Source organism: Faecalicatena contorta, from assembly GCF_021531895.1.
GTDB lineage: Bacteria > Bacillota > Clostridia > Lachnospirales > Lachnospiraceae > JAFBIX01.
In genome coordinates this window covers 1-20,807 of sequence record NZ_JAFBIX010000026.1, presented here as the reverse complement: position 1 = coordinate 20,807, position 20,807 = coordinate 1, and the positions used below count along the sequence as shown (strand labels likewise).

The window sequence follows — 20,807 nt, the reverse complement described above, 5'->3', positions numbered from 1 at the left end:
ATTGGGAGGTCATTATGAAACGCATTATCTTAACTGGCGGTGGCACTGCAGGACATGTCACACCGAACATTGCCCTCTTGCCACGGCTGAAAGAATTACAATATGATATCCACTATATCGGTTCTTACAACGGCATCGAAAAAGAACTGATCGAGCAGTTCGGAATTCCATATCATGGAATCTCTTCTGGAAAACTGCGCCGTTATTTCAGTGTTCAGAATTTTACCGATCCGTTCCGTGTGATTAAGGGTCTGGGAGAAGCCAGGAAGCTGGTCAAGATCTTACATCCAGATGTCATCTTCTCCAAGGGCGGCTTTGTCTCCGTTCCTGTCGTACTTGCCGGTAAGAGCCAACATGTACCGACCATTATTCATGAGTCTGATATGACTCCGGGTCTTGCAAATAAGATATCCTTGCCTTCAGCAACAAAGGTATGCTGCAATTTCCCTGAGACGCTGGAACATCTTCCAGAAGGGAAGGCTGTACTGACAGGTTCTCCTATCCGTCAGGAATTATTGTCCGGTGACAAATTCAAGGCAAGAGAATTCTTAGGCTTCACTTCTGACAAGCCGGTGATCATGGTCGTTGGCGGAAGTCTTGGTTCTGTTGCAGTCAATGAAGCTGTCCGCGGCATCCTTCCAGAGCTTTTGAAGGATTTTCAGGTCGTACACCTCTGCGGCAAAGGAAAGATTGATGACTCTTTGAAGAATCTGGATGGATACGCTCAGTTTGAATATATCAAAGATGAGCTCAAGGATCTCTTTGCACTGACAGATATCGTAATATCCCGTGCAGGAGCTAATGCAATCTGCGAACTTCTTGCACTTCACAAACCGAATCTTTTGATTCCGCTTTCTGCAAATGCAAGTCGTGGTGACCAGATTCTCAATGCCCGTTCTTTTGAACGCCAGGGATATAGTGTTGTTCTGGAAGAAGAGGAACTGAATAAACAAGTCCTTCTCGATTCTATTCTTCGCTTATATGAGAATCGTGAATCCTACATAGATGCTATGAAGAATTCACCTCAGCAGAATTCTATCGATACCATTATTGATCTGATTGAAGCTGCAGCAAATAAATAACTTGCCGTCCTATATCATACACAGAAAACAGGTGTCATAATCGGCACCTGTTTTTATGCATTATTCAAGTGGTCATATTCTTCTTCAAAATTCTTTTTAATCCATTGTCTTGCACGATATAACATACTGTGCAGCACTTCTAATGTTACTCCCATATTTTCCGCCACTTCTTTTTGTGGCTTTTCTAATACATAAGTAATTGTAATCGCATCATACCACCTTAGATTCTTTTTATATAATGCCGCAAATATATCTTCTTTCAGCTTCATGAATTCACGTTCTTTCATTTTTCTGAAAAATGTATCTTCTGGGTTTTCACAGGATTCTGATAGTATCTTCTCCTCATCTTCATCCATCTCTTCTACCAGATACTCCCGCGCCATATCTCTTTTGTAGTTCAATGCCATGTATTTCGCTGTCAAAAGCAGCCAAGATCTGGCGGCATTGATATTGATATGATCCATATTCATATATAATTTCAGAAAGACTTTCTGCGTAATCTCTTCTGCAGTATGATGATTTCTAGAGTATTTCATGGCTGCCTTATATACAATATCGTAATTATCGTTGTAAATTACATCGAAGGCAGTCTTTCCTATTGATTCAACTCCCACTTGTTCATCCTTCGCTTCCAAAATTATTTTATCTTAGATAAGATATCCTCTTTATCTTCGTCTGTCAGTTCTCCCATCTTCCAACCAAGACCGACATTATCATCTTTATATCTTGGAATCATATGCAGATGGAAATGGAACACAGTCTGGCCTGCTGCCTCTCCATTATTCTGTACAATATTGTATCCATCGCATCCAAGGATATCTGTGAGCCTGGTAATCATCTTTTTCGCAAGAACCAATACCTTGGCTGCCACCTCATCATCCAACTCATAGAGATTCGCATAATGTTCTTTTGGAAGAATCAAGGCGTGTCCTTTTGCTGCCGGACTTGCGTCCAGGATTACTCGAAAGTCCTCATCCTCATAAAGTGTAGATGTTGGAATCTCTCCATTTGCAAGTTTGCAAAATATGCAATTTTCATCTTTCATATTCTCATCCTTCTTTCCTAAAAATAATAATTGATTATTTTATCCGCCGATGCTAAACTGGTACTTCAGAAAGGGCGGTAATTACTATGTTTTCAGCGACAGACTACGACAAATTACAACAGATTATGAAAGAAAGTCCGGAGAAAAATGAGCTTCTTACCAGACTATTAGAATCTCATCGGATGGAAATCAGCACCATCAGTCACGAAATCCGTAATCCATTGACACTCGTCTATAGTACCTTGCAATTAATCGAGACTCAACATCCTGAAGTAACATCCTTCCGCCACTGGGCAGAGATGCATCAGGATATTGAATATATGAAGCAACTATTGGAAGAGTTATCTTCTTATAACAATGGCGAACGCCTGCATCTGTCATCTGTAGATACTGAGAACTTCTTCCAGACAATATCCTTATCCTTTGCCGCTTCGCTTCTGGATACAGATATTGAATTTACCTCCAGAATCTCTCCTGAACTTCCTGAGACAATGTTAGACCCTACCAAGATCAAGCAGACCATTCTAAATCTCCTGGGCAATGCCAGAGATGCTGTTCTGGCTCGAACAGACAATATGCATCCTTCTATTTCTATGGATGTTGCATTGGAAGACAGCCATATTCTTATCTCCGTCTCTGACACCGGATGCGGAATCTCTTCTGAGGACATGAACTCTATCTTCGAACCTTTTGTTACTCATAAGAGAACCGGCACTGGACTTGGTCTTGCCGTTGCACAGCGAATTGTTCATGCACATCACGGAAGTATATGTGCCACATCAACGGTAGGAATAGGCTCTACTTTTACGATTACGCTTCCAGTACAGCAGGATACTCAGCAGGAATCCTGATAACACTCCGCCAATATGTGCCATATTATCTACACCTGTACTTGTGAATCCATAATACAGGCTAAGAATAATCATAAATATAATTCCTTTGCCTGAGATATCACCGATTCTCCCGCGATTGCGAATCGCTACATATAATAATGCACCGATCAGTCCAAAGATTGCGCCGGAAGCACCTGCAGACACAGCATATTCGCCCGTCTGAATATCCCACCATGCGGACAGGATATTTCCGCCCAATCCACTCAGGATATAGATAAGCAAGAACTTGATCTTTCCAATCTCAATTTCAAGATTCCACCCGATCAGAACCAGCGTCACCATATTGTTCAGCAGATGATCGAATCCAAAATGAAGAAACATGCTGGTGAACAGCCGATAATATTCGCCTTGTGCGATCATCAGTGGGACATACATTGCTCCATGCTTCAACATGAATGCTCCGTCTTCTGTCATTCCCTGAAAGGAAAGCACAAAAAATACAATCACATTGATTGCTGCTATTAAGATTGTACACGGAGCTTTCTTTACATTTTTTCCCATTATCACGCATCACTTTCTGGTAGCTTCTTCCATTTCTTTTGTTAAGTATAGCATAATTTCTTTGAGATAGTAACCAGTAACACTTTATTTCTTTTATTGAATGCTATTATTATGTCATAATAATAGTAGAATATATTTACTGTGTAAATCACAATTCCTCTTCTTCGATATGCAATCCATCCCAATCTCCCCACTTTGGTTTTTTATGACGATTCAGAAAACGTTTCACCGGTGTCCACAAGTTCTCTGTTTCTCTCATAATGGAGCTTCCAAGTTCTTGTTCTGTAATCCAGTCATGCTCTGCTGTATCATACTCTATCATCGCTTTCTCCCTCTCCCCTGTAGATTTTTCTTCCGTTTCCGGGCTGTGAATACACTCTGCCGTGAGCTTCTCCAGACTGTAATTCTCTTCCATCGTTCCTTTGTGTAACAAGAATACTAATCGGACACATTCCGCATCCTGATAGTCTGCCTGCTTTACAAAATATTCTGTCAGCGTGTGCAATGCCTCCCACAGATCCTGCCTTGCCAATGGATAATAGCAGAAAAAGAAGCTTCCTTCTTCGTAAAACAGATATTCTGGATCTAAAAGGATACAATGTATATTCAGAAGATAAGTCTCAACTTCTTTTAATACTGCATTAAGATCTGCGAGAAAGTTTTTAATGTCTTCTGCTCTTATTTTGCTTCTTTCAAACATCGCTTTCATGGATATCTTTCCACTGACGTCATAATCATAGCAACTACATCCGTTAACTCCTCTGCCTCCCATCTTCAATATTCCATTTAGATGGTTGACCTTCAACATCTGCATCTGATAATCTTCCTGATATCGTATCGGTTCTTCTATAGTAATCTTACGTTCCATCTTTCTTACTCCTATCTTTGCTTCATTCTTCTCAGCTTTCGGATATATCGCTCCGGCTCTGTAACCTTTGCACTTTCCATTACGGATATCTTCATATAGTTATGGGAAGCATTCGCTCTGACTATAATCTCTTCCTCTGTCACCGTAACCGTAGTTTGAAAGCTTCCAAACAGAATACATTTATTCTTTGTCCGTTGAAAAAAGAGGGATTCTAACTCTCCCTCTGATATACCATCCTTTTCTCTTGCCTTTGTACTTCCTGCCACTGCAGTTTCATACGCCGCCCCTGCCAGGATGTTCTTATCATGATAATAGAACACCGTCAGGATACACGCCATGATCAAGAACAGAATCATAGGCATGAGAAATGACATTTCTACCGTCATGCTTCCCTGCAATCTCTTTATCCTCATCTCTTTATCCTCATCCCTTCATCCCTCCCGCCAGCACCTGCAGCAGATATCCGATCGCCAGAAATGGAAAGAACGGAATAGATTGTTTCCGGGACATCTTTTTCCTTGCAAGAAAAAACACAGATGCCAGCGAAAGTATGAAGAACGCACCTGCAAGAACTTCCATAAGCTTCCATATTCCAAGAAAAATCCCCAGAATCAATATCGCCCAGCTATCGCCATATCCGATACCTTCACGGGTAACTTTACTGATATATAAGAACACGCCGCCTACGGCTGCACCTCCTGCAATCAGCCAGGGATCCATCTGTCCAATCATAATCTGATAGATGACAGCTGCAAGATTCGTCAATAACAGTATCTCAGCTGGTATTTTACGGAAATAAATATCCGACACCGACAGACATACCAGGATCATCTGACAAACCATCTGACTCAATGTCCACATCTGGAACATGCCCCCTTTCCTACTGCTTCAGATATCGGAACCGCATAGACCGTTCTCTTCAGTCCGCTGCATGACAGCGAACTATGATACCGGTCTCCTGTATCCGTAATATACACACCATCTCCTCCATTCCTCATACAATGTTCGCACGCATAATACTTTCCACCATCTGCATTTCGCATAGAAGATATGTCCGACGTCTGCACCATATGAATCGATAGATCCAGATGTGTACAATGATAATCTTTATGATAGACAAGCCCTGTCTCTGTGATATACACCGTCTCATCATCTTCCGATCCAAATCCTGCTTTTTCATATCCTGTCCATGCCTTGATCCGCATACTTTCCTGATACTTGACAGGGGCTACACCGAATAATGGAATCGGTAAACGTACTTTATAACAAACTTTCAGTTCACCAATTCCTGTTCTGGAAGACATTCTGGACTCAGAGCAATCGATTCCACTACTTCCTCCTTCTACAATACTCCTTTCCAGACGCTCGGCACCGACTGCATGGATAATATTACTTTCCAGACGGGACGGCATCAATACGGTAATCGGATACGCCTCTTTTGCTGCCTGCTTCCCTGCATATTGCAGACCACATCGAATAGATGTCTGGATAACCATAATCTCCATCAGGTACAGAAGACTTACCACCGCCAAAAAGAAGAGAGGCACTGCCATCGCTGCCTCCAATGTGATGCTCCCGGCAACAGAAGGTCTTTTAGAGGCAGATGCAGATGCCCTCCCAGAAAAATGGGAATAGATAGATTGTGAGGGGAGTATTGTTCTATTCATGGTACGAATCCTTCTCCTTTCTTCATATTTTATAAAACCCTTTTTCATGGGAAATTTGCTTGACAACTGAGAGGGCATCTGTATCTGCCTCTACTGGTAACCATAATAAGTCTTATATTGATAAGTAATTCCTCTGCGTAATCTGCTGGTCGTCTTTATCTCCATTCTGCTGACACAAAGATCTGCACGAAAATACGTCTGCCCATACATCTTCTGCATGTTCTGTTCTATGATCCCCAATGCTCTTTCTGCAACGGTCTCTTTGTTCTTCAGGAACAGTATCATTCGCAGATATTCCCGATAATCCAGACCATCTGCTACATCCTGCCCTTCGCTTTTGTCTTCTTCTGTCCCAAGCTTTAATAAACCTGTAAGCTGCAATTGCCAGCTTTCTTTCGACTTTGTCATAGGCACTCGATTGCCACTTAATAATGTTCTAAGATCCATAATCGTTTCTCCATATGACCATGCCAGAAGAATCCCCTGTGCTGCAGCTTCCGTTATTGCCGGAACAGCCAATAAGGAACACAATGTTGCTGCCATCGCCTCTGCCTCCGCCTTCATCTCACTGTCCGTCTGAATGTAGATATAATTAGGGACAAAACGCAATGTCATCAACCGCTTCACTACTGCTTCCAGATTCTCCCGGTCACTGTTCCTCCCGGCAAAGATATATTCCAGTTCATAATCCAGAACTCCGGTATGCTCTGTATTGGTAAACATCGAAAAATGTTCTAACAGGTATTCTCCAAAAAGCAGCGTTGATAACGTTCCCTCTCCATCTTCCACATCCGAAAATGTCCCATACCCCCTGTTCTGTTCCCGTGATGACAGCATAATGCCTTCATCTACTTGCTTTTCCGATATGATCTGCTCCTTTGGGACCACCAGCTCTAATATTGGTGACTGTTTCAGCTGACCAACATAAGTAATGGGATTCTCTTCTTCTGGTAATTCTCCATTACTGTCAGCCAGCAGACCTTCCAGATACTGTTGTTGCTCCTGTTCTTCTTCCATATAAGTATCGGCTCTTTCCTCTTGCTGTTTCCATATGGAAGACAACCCCGTCTTGTCTTTCCATGCATCGATTCCATATTTCTGCTCCATATAGGATGCCACCTGTCTGCAAAAAGAACTACATCCAGAGTCTGTCAGGAACTGTATTCTCTCCATCTGATGTTCCATGCTTCCTGCACCATAGAAATCCATCCGATCCCATAGATTCTGTTCCGCATATTGTCCTGTCTCATAACTGGCATCTAATGCAAAGATATCGTATTCTTCTAATAATTCTTTCTGATATTCCGCAAACACACATTCCATTGCACGATTTACATCCGCTCTTTGGTAGTTTTTTGCCATCTGGATAGATGCACTTTCCATAATGCTGCACACAAAGGTGACCAGAAGAATAAAAATCAAGCTTAAGTACGCAGTCACCTCTGCACGGCAGAATTTACAGTCGTATCTGAATATCATATGTATGATCAGATACCTGAACTTTCGCTGACAATTTTCTGAAAAATATTCTGTACCAGACTGGTTAACTGGGATTTGAATATAATGACCAATCCAATCAAGACAACCAATATCAAGATCACTTCCACCACTCCGATTCCATCTTCTTCCCTTAACTTCTCTCGTATATACCACAATCTCCACATATACATCCTCCTTCCTACTCCTTAAACTATATCTGCAAGGACATAAATGCTGGCACAATTACTATGATCAAAACCACTGCCAGCATTAAGAACATGGGGAACAATAACTTCGTCCCTGCTTCCTCACCCAGTTTTTTTGCCCGCGCTTTCCGCTCTTCAAATGCCTGAATGGATTCTAATTTTAGCATCTGTGTCAGACCTTTCATTCCTTTTCTCAGGTTCTGAGACAATAATGCTCCAAATCTTACGTACACTTGTACATTGCAGCGTCTCCCAAAGTTCTCATAGCTTTCTGCTTCTGTCACACCACTCTCCATCTCGTAACATGTCTTTTTCATTTCTTCGTATGCATAACGCGATCCCCAGATTGGTTTCTGTTGCTCATAATCCTCCACCACCTTTTTCCATGCTCTTTTTACTGTCATCCCCGCCCCGAGAAACAAGGTGATCTTATTCATAATCTCCGGGTAATCCAACATCATCTGCTGTTGTCTCTGCTCCGATTCTTTTGCCTGATTCTGTCTCTGAAGGGCACAGAGTAGACCTCCGATCAACAGCCCCATTAGCATAATCACGACTCCTCGCTGGTCCATCCTTTTATAATAGGTGACAGCTTGTCCTCCTATTCGGGATGGAAGAGATAGTATTTTGTCTTCTCGTTGTCTCTCTTCCTTCTTTTGCAGTACTTCTTTCACCTCTTTCGAATTCTCTTCCTCTTTGGTCAATGCTTCTGGACAGACCTTGACTACACATTGGTACATCGCCTGATCTTTTTCATTCTCTCGATAGGTAAGGACTGCACTCAATTTGACCAGTGTCTCTTCCTTTAATGCCTCTTTTTGTATCTCTCCTTTGACATTCATAACATCATAGCGATCCAGTTCCCAGGAGATATCCACCGGTTCATCCGGCACTTCTGCCAACAAATTCAGATTCTTCTCCACATGATCCAGGCTTTTATTTTCTGCAAGGATCAATGATTCCATTCTGCGGATCACTCTTGCAAATAGTTCCTGTACCTCTTCGGAAGAATAGTTTTGTTCTGATATCTCAAGCTCTACCGGGATTTTCTCCGATTCATTTTCCAACTTCACATCAAAACTTTCGATTTTGCTTCCTTTGCCATAAGAATTTCTTGTTATATGCTCTTCCATCGGTGTCATCGAAGAAAGGTAATCCACAAGAAAAATCAGACCTCCCAATAGCAGAACGCCTCCTGGCACCAATATCTTTAGACTTCGATCCTTATGATCCTTAACCCAAGATAGTATGCGGCCAAATAAATGACCAGACATATTGTCATCACTCCAATCCCCAATATATTTCCGTACAGGCATTCCATAAATTCAGGAAAACTTAACGACATATATCCGATAATTGCATAAGGCACCACCGACATTACCCGGAACTCATATCTTTTTGAAGCTAATATGGTATCTATCTCCCTCTTTACATCAATTTTATCTCCAATCTGATTTGCAGTATTTTGTATAATAGCAATCATATTACCACCACTTTTCTTTGCCGCCACAAATACAGTCACAAAGTTTCTGACATCCTCTGTCGGTGCCCTCTGCGATAGTTCTTCTAATATCTGTTCCATAGGAACATGTACCCGCAGCTGTCTTACAATCATCTGAAGTTCCTTCGATATTCTTGCTTCTTCCGGATAGATCTTCTTTAATTCCTTCTGTGCCTCCCGAAACGCATTTTCCACAGAATAGCCTATATTCATCGCAGAAGACACTGCCAGTATTGCTTCTTTAAATTGTAGCTGGAATTCCTTTTCTTTCTGATACGCCTGTTCTTGTACCAACCTCCAGAAGTTCCATCCACCCACCGGTGCCAGAAGGAAGACAGCCCAGAGGGAACGGTAGAAAAGCCATGCGGTTATCCCTATAATTGCAATAGATTTAATCGTAATCCATGAATATTCTCTCTTTGTGATATCCTGCTGCCAACAATTTTTCGGTATGTGTAATCTCATGGATCTTCCTCCATTCTCCCTGAATCCGTCCTTCTTTTTCACCAGTTTCTTCATATTGGTACAATGTCTGAAGCTGAATCTCTCCTCCTATATAACCAAGTACCTCCGTTACTTCCAATACTTTTCTGCTTTTGTCACGAAGCCTGCCCAGATGCACGATTACATCCACACCAGATGCAATCTGACGCTGGATAGCCGGAAGTGGTAATTCCATTCCCATAAGAACCATGGTCTCTAACCTGCTTAACATATCTTTGGGACTGTTCGCATGTCCGGTACTCAGACTTCCGTCATGCCCTGTATTCATAGCCTGCAGCATATCAATGGCTTCTGCCGAGCGTACTTCCCCCACGATTAACCTGTCAGGTCTCATTCGCAAGGCCGACTTAATCAAGTCCCGGATCGTTACTGCCCCTGATCCTTCGACATTGGCATTCCTAGCCTCCAGCCTCACCAGATTAGGCACATCCTGAATCTGTAATTCAGCATTGTCCTCAATGGTTATGATTCTCTCCGTTTTTGGAATAGATTGCGATAATGCATTTAAGAAAGTGGTCTTCCCTGATCCGGTTCCTCCACTTATGAATATGTTATATCCGGCAGCCACTAATGTGGCAAGAAATGCCGATACTTCTCTACTGATTGATTCCCATGCAATCAATTGCTTCATGGTAATCGCTTCTTTAGAAAACTTACGAATTGTTACAATTGGTCCGTCAATCGCAATGGGCGGCAGAACGATATTCACCCGGGATCCATCCAATAGCCTTGCATCCACAATGGGGGATGCTTCATTAACCAGCCGGTTAGATCCTGCCGCAATCTGCTGAACGACATCCTCTAACTTCTCTCGCGATACAAACCGCTTATCCGACTGATAGATTCTTCCATCTTTTTCAAAAAAGATGTTCTGGGTTCCATTGATCATGATCTCCGTAATATCTTCATCCTCCAGGAATTCCTGGAGAATATTTAATTTGCGGAATGCATTGAATAATTCTCTTCCCAGGAAAGACTTCTCAGCAAGGGAAAGATACTCTTGTGCGGATACTTCCTGCAGCACCCTATAGATTAGCTGCATCAGTTCTTCATCTTCCATCTCCCTTGTCATATCCATCTCTTCCAGAATCCTGGCATGAAGCTGTTCTGCCTGTATCATCTATCTCTTCAGCTCCTTCTTCACTATCTTACGCCGAACATCATCATATCCAAGCAGATGTAGTTCTTCTTCAAACTGTTGTAGCTTTGCTTTTGCCTGTACATCTTCTGCCTTCGGAACCGGGACATAGATCTCTGTACATATTCTCAACAGACCGTAGACTTCTCTAATTCCTTCATCAATATCCAGTATTATCACATCATAGATACTTTGTTCCGTGATCTGTCGAAGTAGATCACACCATTCTTCCAGAGAGACGGCTTTGATATCTTCTGATACTCTGACCGGCAGAAGATAATCTAAGGCTCCCAGATGCTGCACCAGTGTAGTAAGCATAAATCCCAGATTCTTACTCTCCTGCCTGGAATAATAAAGCACATCCGCCAGAGTCTTTTCTTCTTCTGGAAAATATCCTCCGATTCCACCGTAGAGTTCCAGATTCAGATACAATACATTCTCTGATATGGCCATCTCTTTTCCAAGCTCCAGACAATAAGAGGTCTTCCCAATTCGATGGACAGGCGAAAAGATTCCTATGATTTTTGTCCTTCTGGTTTTCACCGTTCGAAGAAAGAATTCTCCAGTCTCATTTTCTTCACTGCATCGATCAATGACTTCTGCCAAAATCGATTCCCCAGATTGATACTTGTACACCTTCACTTCATTAGGACCAACTTCTGTCTGTTCAGATTCTGCAAGAACAAAGACCGTTCCTGCCTGAATCTTACTCCGTTCTTCTCTTGAAAATCTTCCGCCGATCAACATAATATCAATGGAAGTATCCTGCTGAATCGCCCACACCTGCATAAGACTGTTGCACACCTGTACTTGAAAAGCAAGTTCCTTTTTCTTCATCAGAAATGCGGCAAAAGCAGCTGCATACTTCTCTTCCTGGTCGCAGATCACCAGACTTCTGCTACTCACATAATATCCCTCCTCTTACAGTTCTTTTGTCTTACTAACTGTTCCTTGAACATCTGCCGAAATGGCATAGAATAACTTGAATAACACGAATCTATAGAATGAAATCATCAGATACAAGTCACGGGATGTAACTTGTAGGACGATTATAACCTACACCTTCCGCTTTGTCCATCCCGTTTTTAGAACTTCTCAAACTTTGTGCATTATTCACAGAATTTGATAAAAAGTAATTCCATAAAGGAGTGCAACCCCAGGCGTACCAAGGATTCCAGATGTCAATACAGTGACAGGATTTAATCCTACCTGCGCAGGAATTCCCTGAGAGGTCAGAAATTCATTTACAAAAAATATGATTGCGCTTCCCACGATCGCCCGAACAATAAACGGAATCAAAAAATGTGAGTGCTGTTCTGACATACAATTCCTCCCAAACAACTTTTCTATTATTATATATTCGTCCAACACGTATTTTATTCTCATTATTTGTCTATACTAGAAAAAAGAGGATTTCTTATCTGATTACGGAGGTTGATTATGCACTTATTTGAACGTAAGAATACTGCAGAAGAGGATATCTACAAACGACTGTCCTTTGACCCACAAGCCGATACTTTGATGGAAGAGATTGCACAGACACGCCAGGAATTGGAAGATGCTTACAACCATTTTCAGAATGCTTCCGATCCCGATCTCATCGATGCTTACATTTATAGTGGAAATGCTGCGTGGATGCGCTATCGTTTTCTGCTGCGGCAGGCCAAGATCATCTAACATTTAATCTATAGCTCTATCTGGCAGCATCTTCTTCTCAATGCATACAAAAGGAGTGGAAAATGGTATCTTCTCCATTTTCCACTCCTTTTTTTGATAAATATTACAATCGAATCGTAATCTCTCTGTCACTTCTGTGATACTGATGATAATTGACGCCCGCTGCATCAAACATTCTCATAGATGCCTGTACTGCCGTCGAATTCTCATACTTATTGCTGTCGTAGATGACTTCCTTGATTCCACTCTGTATAATCGCCTTCGCACATTCATTACATGGGAATAGCGATACATATAACTTGGCTCCTTCCAGACTTCCTCCGCGATAATTCAGAATCGCATTCAACTCACTGTGAACGGTATATACATATTTCGTATCCAAAGGATCTTCCCCTTCACGATTCCACGGAAATACATCATCTGAACATCCCTTTGGCAATCCATTATATCCCATGGACAGAATCTTATTATCCTGACTTACGATACAGCATCCCACCTGCGTATTGGGATCTTTGGAGCGCATACCTGAGAGCATGGCAACCCCCATAAAATATTCATCCCAGCTAATATAATCTTTTCTTTTATTTCCCATAGCACATTCCTCCTGCGCCATCTTATTTTGTTCCGAAAATCCGATCTCCAGCATCTCCAAGTCCCGGAACAATGTATTTGTGATCGTTCAGATGATCATCCAATGCTCCAATATATATATCTACATCCGGATGTTCCTCCTGCATTCTCTTTACACCTTCCGGTGCTGCGATAATACACATGAAGCGGATATATTTTACACCCTTATCCTTCAACATCTGAATCGCTGCAACACTGGAACCGCCTGTTGCCAGCATCGGATCTACTACAAAGACTTCTCTTTCATCGCAATCTGATGGCAATTTACAATAGTATTCCACTGGTTCATATGTCTCAGGATCACGATACAGTCCAATATGTCCTACTTTTGCTGCCGGTATCATACTCAGCATGCCATCTACCATTCCAAGCCCAGCTCTTAAGATTGGTACTACTGCCAGCTTCTTTCCACTTAATTCCTTTCCAACCGTCTCACAGATCGGCGTCTTAATCTTTACATCCTGTAATTTCAGATCCCTCGTAGCTTCATAACACATTAAAGACGCAATCTCTCCTACGATTTCACGGAATTCTTTGGAACCAACTTCTTCTCTGCGGATGTAGCTGATTTTGTGCTGAATCAATGGATGATCCATAATCTGTACCTTAGACATTTTCTTTTCCTCCTCATATGATTTATATGTTACGTGTCACTTTCCATGTGAATGACATGATGTCCTGCTGCCTTCAGGAGGCGATTCATAATCGCTCTTCCGATTCCTGCTGTGGCAAATGCTTCACTATATATATAGTCTACTCCGTCATTGTCAAATTCTCTTAATATTCCATATAAATGACTGGCAATCGTTGCTTCATTCTCTCTGGTGCCGATACTTTTCACATCTCCAGCCATATATTGTCCTATCGTCTCTTCGGTGCCAATAATACCTACTTTGCAGCCGGCTTCCATCTTCTCTTTTGTCAGACGGTTAATCTCCTCAACCACTTTCTGAATTGGTCCTTCTACAATGGTAAGCTCCGCCTTCGGTGCATAATGACGATACTTCATCCCCGGAGCCTTTGGAGCCTTCTTACTGTCTGGATTAATCAGAGTCTTGTCCACAGATACTTCGCCAATTAATTCTTCCAGCATCTCTCTGGTAATCGCTCCTGGCCGAAGAATCATTGGAGGTGTGACAGTCATGTCCAAAATCGTCGATTCAACACCAATATCTACCATTCCTCCATCTACAATCATATCAATCTTTCCGTTCATGTCCTCTTCCACATGCTGCGCAGTTGTAGGACTTGGCCGCCCGGAAGTATTGGCGCTCGGAGCTGCAATATAACCTCCTCCGGCCTCAATAACTTCTCTTGCAATCTCATGACTCGGCATGCGCACTGCTACCGTATCCAGTCCTCCGGTTGTTCCAAGGGGGACAACCTCACTTTTATCAAATATCATAGTCAACGGCCCTGGCCAATATGCATCGGCAATCACTTTCGCCGCAGCTGGAATCGATGTCGTAATCTTATCCAAAGCTTCCATATTTGCAATATGCACGATCAAAGGATTATCAGATGGCCGCCCTTTCGCTGCATAGATCTTTTTCGCTGCATCCTCATTCAATGCATCAGCTCCCAGCCCATATACCGTCTCCGTCGGAAATGCCACCAGACCGCCTTCTTTTATGATCCGGCCGGCTTCTGCTATAATATCTGTATCTTTTTGATTTTTATCAATTTTTTTTATAATTGTCTGCACGTTATTCCTCGTTTTCTATGTCTATATACTTCTACTGCTTTCCTGAACAGTATACTACACTCTAGTCGGTAAGACAAGTTTCGATTCCCTGTACAATTGCCTGTGCAAGCTGTTGTTGATACTCTTCATTTACAAGTTTTTCTGCTTCTTCAGGATTACTCAGGAAACCGCATTCCACAATAATGGTCGGTACCTCCGTTCTTTTTAACAGATAATAAGTAGAATCGGCTTTTGCCTGTCTGTGATTCTCTTCATCTACTTCCAATAATGCTTTCTGCATTATTTTCGCTGCTTCCTCCCCTTCCTGAGAATGCGTATAATAGAATACTTGTGCCCCATGGATACTCTCGTCCTGATAACTGTTCTGATGGATACTGACAGTGAGTCGTGGCGCTGTATCGTTGATCAGCTGAACCCTCGCCTTCATATCCTGCACTTTTTGATTTGTTGCACCTGCTTCTGCCAATGTGGAATCATCTTCTCTGGTCATGACTACTTTGATCTTCTTTTCCTCCAGTAATGTTTTCACTTTTTTCGCAATCTGAAGATTAATCTCTTTCTCTTTCGCTCCATTTACGCCAATTTTACCGGGGTCATTTCCTCCATGCCCTGAATCAATTACCACAATATCTTCTTGCTGTTCAACCTTTTCACTGGATACATATTGCTCCAATCTTCTACTGGCGGCAATCAATCCAACCAACAACAACAGTAATAAGACAAATTCAACTTTTCTATACAAAAAAATACCTCCCGACAGTCTCTATATCTAACTATATGACTTCAAGAGGTATTTTAATCTTATTTAATTGACATATTTCAAGATCAGATTCCAGACTTCTGAACTTTCCTGTCCCAAAGCCCATGCAGCTGTTCCTGCAAGCTTATTATCTTTCATGAGTTTCAATTTTGGTTCAATAGACTGTTCATCCTCTAGCCAGATCTCATAAGTTGTGTTTTCTACTGTCCAGGTTGCATAATTCTGCTGTGTCTCTTCGTCCCAGGTAATCTCTGCACCAGCTTCTGCTACCTTTGCCTGAGCGCTGGCCATATCCAGAGCCTGACTGGTGACATTCATCGTATATTCAGCCTGATCTGTTCCTTCCTGTTCTTTCAACTCTTCGTCTGTCTTCGGAGTTTCTTCCCACAATCTTGTAAAGAATGGAATTCCACTGATAATCTTTTCTGCCGGAACTTCTTTTAATGTCTCTTCTATTCCTTCTTTTACAAAATTATATGAGGATACAGATCCAGCCTCCGGTGAGCCGGAAAAATGTTCATCATAACCCATGATTACAACATAATCTGCTACAATTCCCTGCTCTTTACGGTCATACTGCATATTATAGCCTTTTGGAACATAATTATCCACAGACAATACGATTCCATTCTGCCTACATCTTACAGACAGTTCACGGATAAACTGAATATAATGTTCTCCGCATTCTTCTGAAATCTTCTCAAAATCCACATTAATTCCATCAATTCCCACTCGCAACGCTTCAGATATTAACTGATTGATCAGATTCTCACGCTTAGAAGTATAACTTAGGACTTCATACGACTCTTCATAAGAGCTGATTCCTCCATCAAAATCACGCACCGCTGCCCACACTTCTATGTTGGATTGATGTGCATAATTAACATAATCTGCGGATGCAATGGAATCAAGATTACCGTCCGTATCCGATACATGGAACCATGTCGGCGCAATTGTCGTCAGACCCTTACTCTCTGCAATTCGCTGCAGCACGGTGCTGTTCGCATCACTGTTGGTCACGTTGTGCCATGCCATGTTTATCGTATAATCCTTGGTTATGCTACTGAACTCCTGCTCTTCAAAATCTCGGGAAATCGTTTTCGTCTCCTCTTTCTTCAGGGCATTATTCTTCACATATCCGATAAATCCATCTTTGGTACGGACTTTCTTCCAGTTCTCTTCACTTTCAATGATGGTAACTTCATCCTTTTTATTGAGTTCTGTTAATACCGGGCTCTTTACACCACCTTGATAACGGACCTGGGTGTCTCGTTTCACAGTTGCCACTGTCGTCTCTCCCCAGTCACTGATTATCATTACCCGGCTTGGATCATCATATAACTCATACTCAATATTCGTATATTGTTGTACAAAATCTAATGCGATATAAGCTGTGCTTCCTTCAGTTTTCAGAATGACGTAGTCTTCACTTTTCTTTTCTTTGGAAACGCTATAATCCTTGCTGCCTACTTCCACGGTGACCATATCGTTCGGAAGTGTATACAAGAGAACATTTTCATTAGGATCCCAGTAAAACCGGCTGTTGATATAATTTCTTACAACGTCATACTGGACATAAACTTTTCCGTCTGATACCATGCCATGAGGTTCTGCCACCTGATTATCAACAGTAATCGCTACTTGCCCTTCCTGTTCTATCCCATAATATTTATTCAAATCATATTTTTCCTTCGTCGGGCTGTATCTTTTCCATACAAATGCTGCTATAACTGCCAATACTGCTAATATGATTACTAAAGACATCTTGATGATAAGATTCCTTCTTCTTCTCCGCTTTGACTGTTTTCTTCTGGCCGGTGATTTTTTAATTCCTGGTCTGCCTGACTGGGGTCTTCTGGATTCCTGAACCCGCCGTCTTCTGACATTGTCTCTTTGAGGCTGCCGTCTCCTGGGCTCCTGGCCTCCTGATGCTACACGGCTTCTTCTTTCTCTATCTTCCATACTGTACCTCCTATTAGCCTCTATTATAGCAAAATCAGTGACCCACGTCATTATTTATTTCGACAATTATTTTGCGGGGTATTCGCATTTTACATGATTAATTATTTTTCAATACTGTCGAACCACAATTCCTTAATATCGCCTTTGTCGTTCAGCACATAGTCTCTCATATAAGCAATATCTTCCCGTATCATATGTGCCTGTACAATCTGCATAGGACTTGCCGGTATCCCATTCATTCTAAGATCGACTTTCCTTTTTTCATAACCGGTTAATTCTTTAAACATTCGTTGTAAGTCAACTTCATCCCCCAATTTCTACCCTCCTTTTTATACCAGATGATAACTACGGCTGCGACTGCATATAATATAAAAGGAGATGCCGTGATACAATTCTTTTACATGTCACAGCTATTTAACATAGAAGATAGCTCTGGTCATAGGTCTATATCTCATTGTTCCATGGTAATTTGCCGAAACGGCTGTTTTATGATTGATACTGATTGATTTCTGATGTTTATAGATTCAATGATTCATATGTTTAGAAATGAATTAGAAATAAAATTTGGAAATTCTCCCACCTTTGTTCTAAGAACGTAGTCATCCGGGAAAACTATCTTCTAGTATCGTCATTATATCCGATTCAATTTTTAAACGCAAGCACTTTTTGATTTTATACTTATTTTATTGAACATCTGACATTTTCTATGCTATACTACATTAAAAGGAAGTGATAATATGAAGATTGAAAAACTCAACGACAATCAGATCCGCTGCACTTTGACGCGTGCCGATCTCGCTGCCCGCCATCTTCAGTTAAGCGAACTGGCCTATGGAACCGAAAAAGCTAAATCACTTTTCCGCGATATGATGCAACAAGCAGCCTATGAATTTGGTTTTGAAGCAGATGATATTCCTCTTATGATCGAGGCTATTCCTGCTTCTTCTGATTCTATCGTGCTGATAATTACTAAAGTCGAGGATCCTGAAGAACTCGATACCCGTTTTTCAAAATTTGCACCTTCATCCATCAGCGAATGGGATGCAAAGAAAAAAGATATTTCAAATAAACTGGAAGGTGCAGATACCCTGTTAGATTTACTCGGTAAAATGAAGGAAAAGTTCGGCAGCGCCACTGCGTCAGATACAGATGAAAGTACGGCACCGTCAGAAACTGCAGACACGCACACATCTGAATTGCGGTTATTTTCATTTGCAACAATGGAAGGTGTCCTGAAAGCAGCTCATCTGCTTGACACCATGTACTCTGGTTCTAACACTCTGTATAAAGATCCAGGCGAGAATATATATATTCTTGCCCTGTCACAGTCAGAACACACGACCAGAGATTTCAACCGCATCTGCAATATGCTTTCAGAATATGGAACTTTGGAAGTTTCCTCCGGTGCTACTTTGGCATTTCTGGAAGAGCATTGCGAGATTCTTGTATCTGCCAATGCAGTACAGGAACTATCAAAAATCTGATCATGATAAAAAGAAGCTTTGGAATATCCCTAAGCTTCTTTTTTCATATGCTATATTATGCATTAATTGTTGCGTTGAGTTTCTCAACTAATAAATCAGGATCAATTCCATGTCCCATAGCACCCATCTCGATGGATTCCATCTGTGAATGTGGACATCCGATACATCCCATTCCTGCTTCTACAAGAACGTCAACGATCTTTGGGCATTTCTCATAGTACTGCTCAAGCAGCTCGGCAAATGTCATATCCTTTGTAACCTGTGCCATCATGACACCTCCTTTTCTCTTCAGTGTTTCCATTATAGTCGGTTTTTATCATTGTGTAAACATTTTCAACGAATTTCTTTCTAATATTTGACTTCTTGGATGTCAATATTTTTTTCGTTTTTTTTCGACAAAACATCATTTTTATTATAAGTACACAAAACATCCGTTCTTTTATTTACCCTGAGTAATCCCCAAAATTCTTTGCTTTTTATGTGGATAATGTGGATAATTTTTAAGAAACATCGTTTTTTCCACCTTTTTTGGCTATTTCGATGTGGAAAACTTGGATAAGTCCGTTTTCCATTTTTTTACATTTTTTTACATTTTTGTCTATTTTGTACACTGTCATGACAAACATTTTACATATATAAAAATCCCAGGAATAATCCCAGGATTTTTTGCTTTTTCTTAATATTCTGTATATTCTAAATTAATCTTCTGATTGTTACAATATTTGTGTAAGTGGCCGGCAGAATTCCGATTCCTTTTGCACTGTTGATTGCATTCACAATCTGACCGTTACCCATATAGATTCCTACATGTCCGTCATATAAGATAATATCGCCGGGAATTGCCTGATCATAACTGACAGCAGTTCCCACATGTTCCATATCCCATGTTGTACGAGGCAGACTGATTCCAAAATGTGCAAATACTGACTGGACAAATCCAGAACAATCCGCACCATTCGTCAGGCTTGTACCACCCCACACATAAGGATTTCCAATAAACTGACATGCATAATCAACAATTGCCTGTCCCATTCCCGCCTTCGCGGCAGCCTCTTCCTGAGCTCTCGCAGCAGCTTCTTCTGCTTCTTTTGCAAGTCTTGCTTCCTCCTCTTCTCTGGATTCCGCATAAGTAAATACGTCCTCAGGATTCTCTGTCCCGGAATTCTGTATCATATCCTGAGCCTTTTGTTCTGCATTATTTCCTATAATAATGTAGTCAGAATATACATAGCCTGTTACCGTACCTGATTGAACCTTCGTCCACTCTCCGACCGGTCCGATAATCTTAGCTGCATAATCAGGATATAACTTGCCGACCCACTCACTGTCCGTTGTCGGTTCACTTCTTATATATAGAAACGACTGGACATTGGCAAACGCCATATCTAAATACTCACCCTTCTCTGTCGGCACAAGATAATCATCTACTTCGATTTCTTTATCTGCCAGATAGCAATTACTTAGCACTTCTTCAATTCCCACTTGCGGTAATACGTTATCAGTTGCTGTATCTTCAGCATGCACCGTAGCAGGAAATGCTGTAATAGCTCCCGTTATTGTAACTAAGAACAATCCTTTTTTAAGAATAGAATCCATAAACTCCCTCCTTTATGTTTTCTTATCTTTTGTAAATATTACAGAATTGTTACATATGTTACGCAATAATTATATCATCCACAAAAGTTATGTCAAGGCTATTTATCAA

At 41.4% G+C, this 20,807-nt stretch carries 26 protein-coding genes; 4 read left to right on the top strand and 22 right to left on the bottom strand.

The window, feature by feature from the left end:
- Positions 1-14: 14 nt before the first annotated feature.
- Complete coding sequence (locus tag JQM81_RS10795; RefSeq protein WP_235233619.1) at positions 15-1,082, top strand: undecaprenyldiphospho-muramoylpentapeptide beta-N-acetylglucosaminyltransferase; 1,068 nt, start codon at positions 15-17, stop codon at positions 1,080-1,082.
- A gap of 53 nt (positions 1,083-1,135) precedes the next feature.
- Here JQM81_RS10795 and JQM81_RS10790 read toward each other — a convergent pair whose 3' ends face one another.
- A complete protein-coding gene (locus JQM81_RS10790; protein WP_235233617.1) occupies positions 1,136-1,696 on the bottom strand; it encodes an RNA polymerase sigma factor in 561 nt (186 codons plus the stop codon).
- Between the two features lie 23 nt (positions 1,697-1,719).
- Positions 1,720-2,127 (bottom strand): HIT family protein, encoded by a 408-nt coding sequence (locus JQM81_RS10785; RefSeq protein ID WP_235233616.1) that lies wholly within the window; start codon positions 2,125-2,127, stop codon positions 1,720-1,722.
- An 86-nt stretch (positions 2,128-2,213) separates the two neighbouring features.
- Here JQM81_RS10785 and JQM81_RS10780 point away from each other — a divergent pair, with 86 nt between their 5' ends.
- On the top strand, positions 2,214-2,978 hold the full coding sequence (locus JQM81_RS10780) for a sensor histidine kinase (protein WP_235233614.1): 765 nt from the start codon (positions 2,214-2,216) through the stop codon (positions 2,976-2,978).
- Here the strand turns inward: JQM81_RS10780 and JQM81_RS10775 are convergent.
- The 12 genes from JQM81_RS10775 to JQM81_RS10720 all read right to left on the bottom strand — a co-directional run bounded on the left by JQM81_RS10775 (position 2,907) and on the right by JQM81_RS10720 (position 12,207).
- The gene (locus JQM81_RS10775; RefSeq protein WP_235233613.1) at positions 2,907-3,521 is read right to left on the bottom strand and encodes a rhomboid family intramembrane serine protease; all 615 of its coding nucleotides are present in this window, start codon (positions 3,519-3,521) and stop codon (positions 2,907-2,909) included. The two genes, JQM81_RS10780 and JQM81_RS10775, sit on opposite strands and share 72 nt — an antisense overlap.
- 148 nt (positions 3,522-3,669) lie before the next feature.
- A complete protein-coding gene (locus tag JQM81_RS10770; RefSeq protein ID WP_235233612.1) occupies positions 3,670-4,389 on the bottom strand; it encodes a DUF6382 domain-containing protein in 720 nt (239 codons plus the stop codon).
- 11 nt (positions 4,390-4,400) lie between these two features.
- Positions 4,401-4,802 carry a TadE family protein gene (locus tag JQM81_RS10765; RefSeq protein WP_235233611.1) on the bottom strand — a complete coding sequence of 134 codons (402 nt, stop codon included), beginning with the start codon at positions 4,800-4,802 and terminating at the stop codon, positions 4,401-4,403.
- Positions 4,803-4,812: 10 nt separating this feature from the next.
- Positions 4,813-5,250, bottom strand: coding sequence for a prepilin peptidase (locus JQM81_RS10760; RefSeq protein WP_235233609.1), 438 nt, complete (start codon positions 5,248-5,250; stop codon positions 4,813-4,815).
- Complete coding sequence (locus JQM81_RS10755) at positions 5,238-6,056, bottom strand: pilus assembly protein (protein WP_235233608.1); 819 nt, start codon at positions 6,054-6,056, stop codon at positions 5,238-5,240. The genes JQM81_RS10760 and JQM81_RS10755 overlap by 13 nt, the downstream gene beginning before the upstream one ends.
- A gap of 90 nt (positions 6,057-6,146) precedes the next feature.
- The gene (locus JQM81_RS10750; RefSeq protein WP_235233651.1) at positions 6,147-7,439 is read right to left on the bottom strand and encodes a DUF5702 domain-containing protein; all 1,293 of its coding nucleotides are present in this window, start codon (positions 7,437-7,439) and stop codon (positions 6,147-6,149) included.
- Between the two features lie 104 nt (positions 7,440-7,543).
- Positions 7,544-7,720, bottom strand: a complete 177-nt coding sequence (locus JQM81_RS10745; protein WP_235233607.1) for a Flp1 family type IVb pilin — start codon at positions 7,718-7,720, stop codon at positions 7,544-7,546.
- Between the two features lie 26 nt (positions 7,721-7,746).
- Positions 7,747-8,922 carry a type II secretion system F family protein gene (locus JQM81_RS10740; RefSeq protein ID WP_235233606.1) on the bottom strand — a complete coding sequence of 392 codons (1,176 nt, stop codon included), beginning with the start codon at positions 8,920-8,922 and terminating at the stop codon, positions 7,747-7,749.
- A 29-nt stretch (positions 8,923-8,951) separates the two neighbouring features.
- The gene (locus JQM81_RS10735; RefSeq protein ID WP_235233605.1) at positions 8,952-9,707 is read right to left on the bottom strand and encodes a type II secretion system F family protein; all 756 of its coding nucleotides are present in this window, start codon (positions 9,705-9,707) and stop codon (positions 8,952-8,954) included.
- A complete protein-coding gene (locus JQM81_RS10730; RefSeq protein ID WP_235233603.1) occupies positions 9,634-10,866 on the bottom strand; it encodes a CpaF family protein in 1,233 nt (410 codons plus the stop codon). Before JQM81_RS10730 ends, JQM81_RS10735 begins: the two co-directional genes overlap by 74 nt.
- A complete protein-coding gene (locus tag JQM81_RS10725; RefSeq protein WP_235233602.1) occupies positions 10,867-11,790 on the bottom strand; it encodes a hypothetical protein in 924 nt (307 codons plus the stop codon). It abuts the gene before it with no gap.
- Positions 11,791-11,997: 207 nt separating this feature from the next.
- Positions 11,998-12,207, bottom strand: coding sequence for a pro-sigmaK processing inhibitor BofA family protein (locus tag JQM81_RS10720; protein WP_235233601.1), 210 nt, complete (start codon positions 12,205-12,207; stop codon positions 11,998-12,000).
- Between the two features lie 117 nt (positions 12,208-12,324).
- Between JQM81_RS10720 and JQM81_RS10715 the strand changes: the two genes are divergently transcribed.
- Positions 12,325-12,561 carry a YaaL family protein gene (locus JQM81_RS10715; protein ID WP_235233600.1) on the top strand — a complete coding sequence of 79 codons (237 nt, stop codon included), beginning with the start codon at positions 12,325-12,327 and terminating at the stop codon, positions 12,559-12,561.
- 103 nt (positions 12,562-12,664) lie between these two features.
- On the opposite strand, the gene JQM81_RS10710 is transcribed toward JQM81_RS10715, so the two are convergent.
- The 6 genes from JQM81_RS10710 to JQM81_RS10685 all read right to left on the bottom strand — a co-directional run bounded on the left by JQM81_RS10710 (position 12,665) and on the right by JQM81_RS10685 (position 17,932).
- A complete protein-coding gene (locus tag JQM81_RS10710) occupies positions 12,665-13,153 on the bottom strand; it encodes a deoxycytidylate deaminase (protein ID WP_235233599.1) in 489 nt (162 codons plus the stop codon).
- Positions 13,154-13,175: 22 nt separating this feature from the next.
- Positions 13,176-13,805, bottom strand: a complete 630-nt coding sequence (gene upp / locus JQM81_RS10705; protein ID WP_235233598.1) for a uracil phosphoribosyltransferase — start codon at positions 13,803-13,805, stop codon at positions 13,176-13,178.
- Between the two features lie 29 nt (positions 13,806-13,834).
- Positions 13,835-14,896 (bottom strand): L-threonylcarbamoyladenylate synthase, encoded by a 1,062-nt coding sequence (locus JQM81_RS10700; protein ID WP_235233597.1) that lies wholly within the window; start codon positions 14,894-14,896, stop codon positions 13,835-13,837.
- A 61-nt stretch (positions 14,897-14,957) separates the two neighbouring features.
- Entirely contained in the window at positions 14,958-15,638 is a 681-nt protein-coding gene (locus JQM81_RS10695) for an N-acetylmuramoyl-L-alanine amidase family protein (RefSeq protein WP_235233594.1), read from the bottom strand.
- A gap of 63 nt (positions 15,639-15,701) precedes the next feature.
- Positions 15,702-17,618, bottom strand: a complete 1,917-nt coding sequence (locus JQM81_RS10690; protein ID WP_235233593.1) for a glycosyl hydrolase family 18 protein — start codon at positions 17,616-17,618, stop codon at positions 15,702-15,704.
- 101 nt (positions 17,619-17,719) lie between these two features.
- The gene (locus JQM81_RS10685; protein ID WP_235233592.1) at positions 17,720-17,932 is read right to left on the bottom strand and encodes a hypothetical protein; all 213 of its coding nucleotides are present in this window, start codon (positions 17,930-17,932) and stop codon (positions 17,720-17,722) included.
- A gap of 423 nt (positions 17,933-18,355) precedes the next feature.
- Between JQM81_RS10685 and JQM81_RS10680 the strand changes: the two genes are divergently transcribed.
- Positions 18,356-19,102, top strand: coding sequence for an adaptor protein MecA (locus JQM81_RS10680; RefSeq protein WP_235233591.1), 747 nt, complete (start codon positions 18,356-18,358; stop codon positions 19,100-19,102).
- Between the two features lie 55 nt (positions 19,103-19,157).
- Here JQM81_RS10680 and JQM81_RS10675 read toward each other — a convergent pair whose 3' ends face one another.
- Positions 19,158-19,370 (bottom strand): DUF1858 domain-containing protein, encoded by a 213-nt coding sequence (locus JQM81_RS10675; RefSeq protein ID WP_235233590.1) that lies wholly within the window; start codon positions 19,368-19,370, stop codon positions 19,158-19,160.
- 425 nt (positions 19,371-19,795) lie between these two features.
- Complete coding sequence (locus tag JQM81_RS10670; RefSeq protein WP_235233589.1) at positions 19,796-20,698, bottom strand: C40 family peptidase; 903 nt, start codon at positions 20,696-20,698, stop codon at positions 19,796-19,798.
- Positions 20,699-20,807: the final 109 nt, after the last annotated feature.

Coding starts and splice junctions, on each gene's coding strand:
- JQM81_RS10795 (WP_235233619.1), top strand. CDS start 15: ATGAAACGCATTATCTTAACTGGCGGTGGCACTGCAGGACATGTCACA.
- JQM81_RS10785 (WP_235233616.1), bottom strand. CDS start 2,127: ATGAAAGATGAAAATTGCATATTTTGCAAACTTGCAAATGGAGAGATT.
- JQM81_RS10780 (WP_235233614.1), top strand. CDS start 2,214: ATGTTTTCAGCGACAGACTACGACAAATTACAACAGATTATGAAAGAA.
- JQM81_RS10775 (WP_235233613.1), bottom strand. CDS start 3,521: ATGGGAAAAAATGTAAAGAAAGCTCCGTGTACAATCTTAATAGCAGCA.
- JQM81_RS10770 (WP_235233612.1), bottom strand. CDS start 4,389: ATGGAACGTAAGATTACTATAGAAGAACCGATACGATATCAGGAAGAT.
- JQM81_RS10765 (WP_235233611.1), bottom strand. CDS start 4,802: ATGAGGATAAAGAGATTGCAGGGAAGCATGACGGTAGAAATGTCATTT.
- JQM81_RS10760 (WP_235233609.1), bottom strand. CDS start 5,250: ATGTGGACATTGAGTCAGATGGTTTGTCAGATGATCCTGGTATGTCTG.
- JQM81_RS10755 (WP_235233608.1), bottom strand. CDS start 6,056: ATGAATAGAACAATACTCCCCTCACAATCTATCTATTCCCATTTTTCT.
- JQM81_RS10750 (WP_235233651.1), bottom strand. CDS start 7,439: ATGGAAAGTGCATCTATCCAGATGGCAAAAAACTACCAAAGAGCGGAT.
- JQM81_RS10745 (WP_235233607.1), bottom strand. CDS start 7,720: ATGTGGAGATTGTGGTATATACGAGAGAAGTTAAGGGAAGAAGATGGA.
- JQM81_RS10735 (WP_235233605.1), bottom strand. CDS start 9,707: ATGAGATTACACATACCGAAAAATTGTTGGCAGCAGGATATCACAAAG.
- JQM81_RS10730 (WP_235233603.1), bottom strand. CDS start 10,866: ATGATACAGGCAGAACAGCTTCATGCCAGGATTCTGGAAGAGATGGAT.
- JQM81_RS10720 (WP_235233601.1), bottom strand. CDS start 12,207: ATGTCAGAACAGCACTCACATTTTTTGATTCCGTTTATTGTTCGGGCG.
- JQM81_RS10715 (WP_235233600.1), top strand. CDS start 12,325: ATGCACTTATTTGAACGTAAGAATACTGCAGAAGAGGATATCTACAAA.
- JQM81_RS10710 (WP_235233599.1), bottom strand. CDS start 13,153: ATGGGAAATAAAAGAAAAGATTATATTAGCTGGGATGAATATTTTATG.
- upp (WP_235233598.1), bottom strand. CDS start 13,805: ATGTCTAAGGTACAGATTATGGATCATCCATTGATTCAGCACAAAATC.
- JQM81_RS10690 (WP_235233593.1), bottom strand. CDS start 17,618: ATGGAAGATAGAGAAAGAAGAAGCCGTGTAGCATCAGGAGGCCAGGAG.
- JQM81_RS10680 (WP_235233591.1), top strand. CDS start 18,356: ATGAAGATTGAAAAACTCAACGACAATCAGATCCGCTGCACTTTGACG.
- JQM81_RS10675 (WP_235233590.1), bottom strand. CDS start 19,370: ATGGCACAGGTTACAAAGGATATGACATTTGCCGAGCTGCTTGAGCAG.
- JQM81_RS10670 (WP_235233589.1), bottom strand. CDS start 20,698: ATGGATTCTATTCTTAAAAAAGGATTGTTCTTAGTTACAATAACGGGA.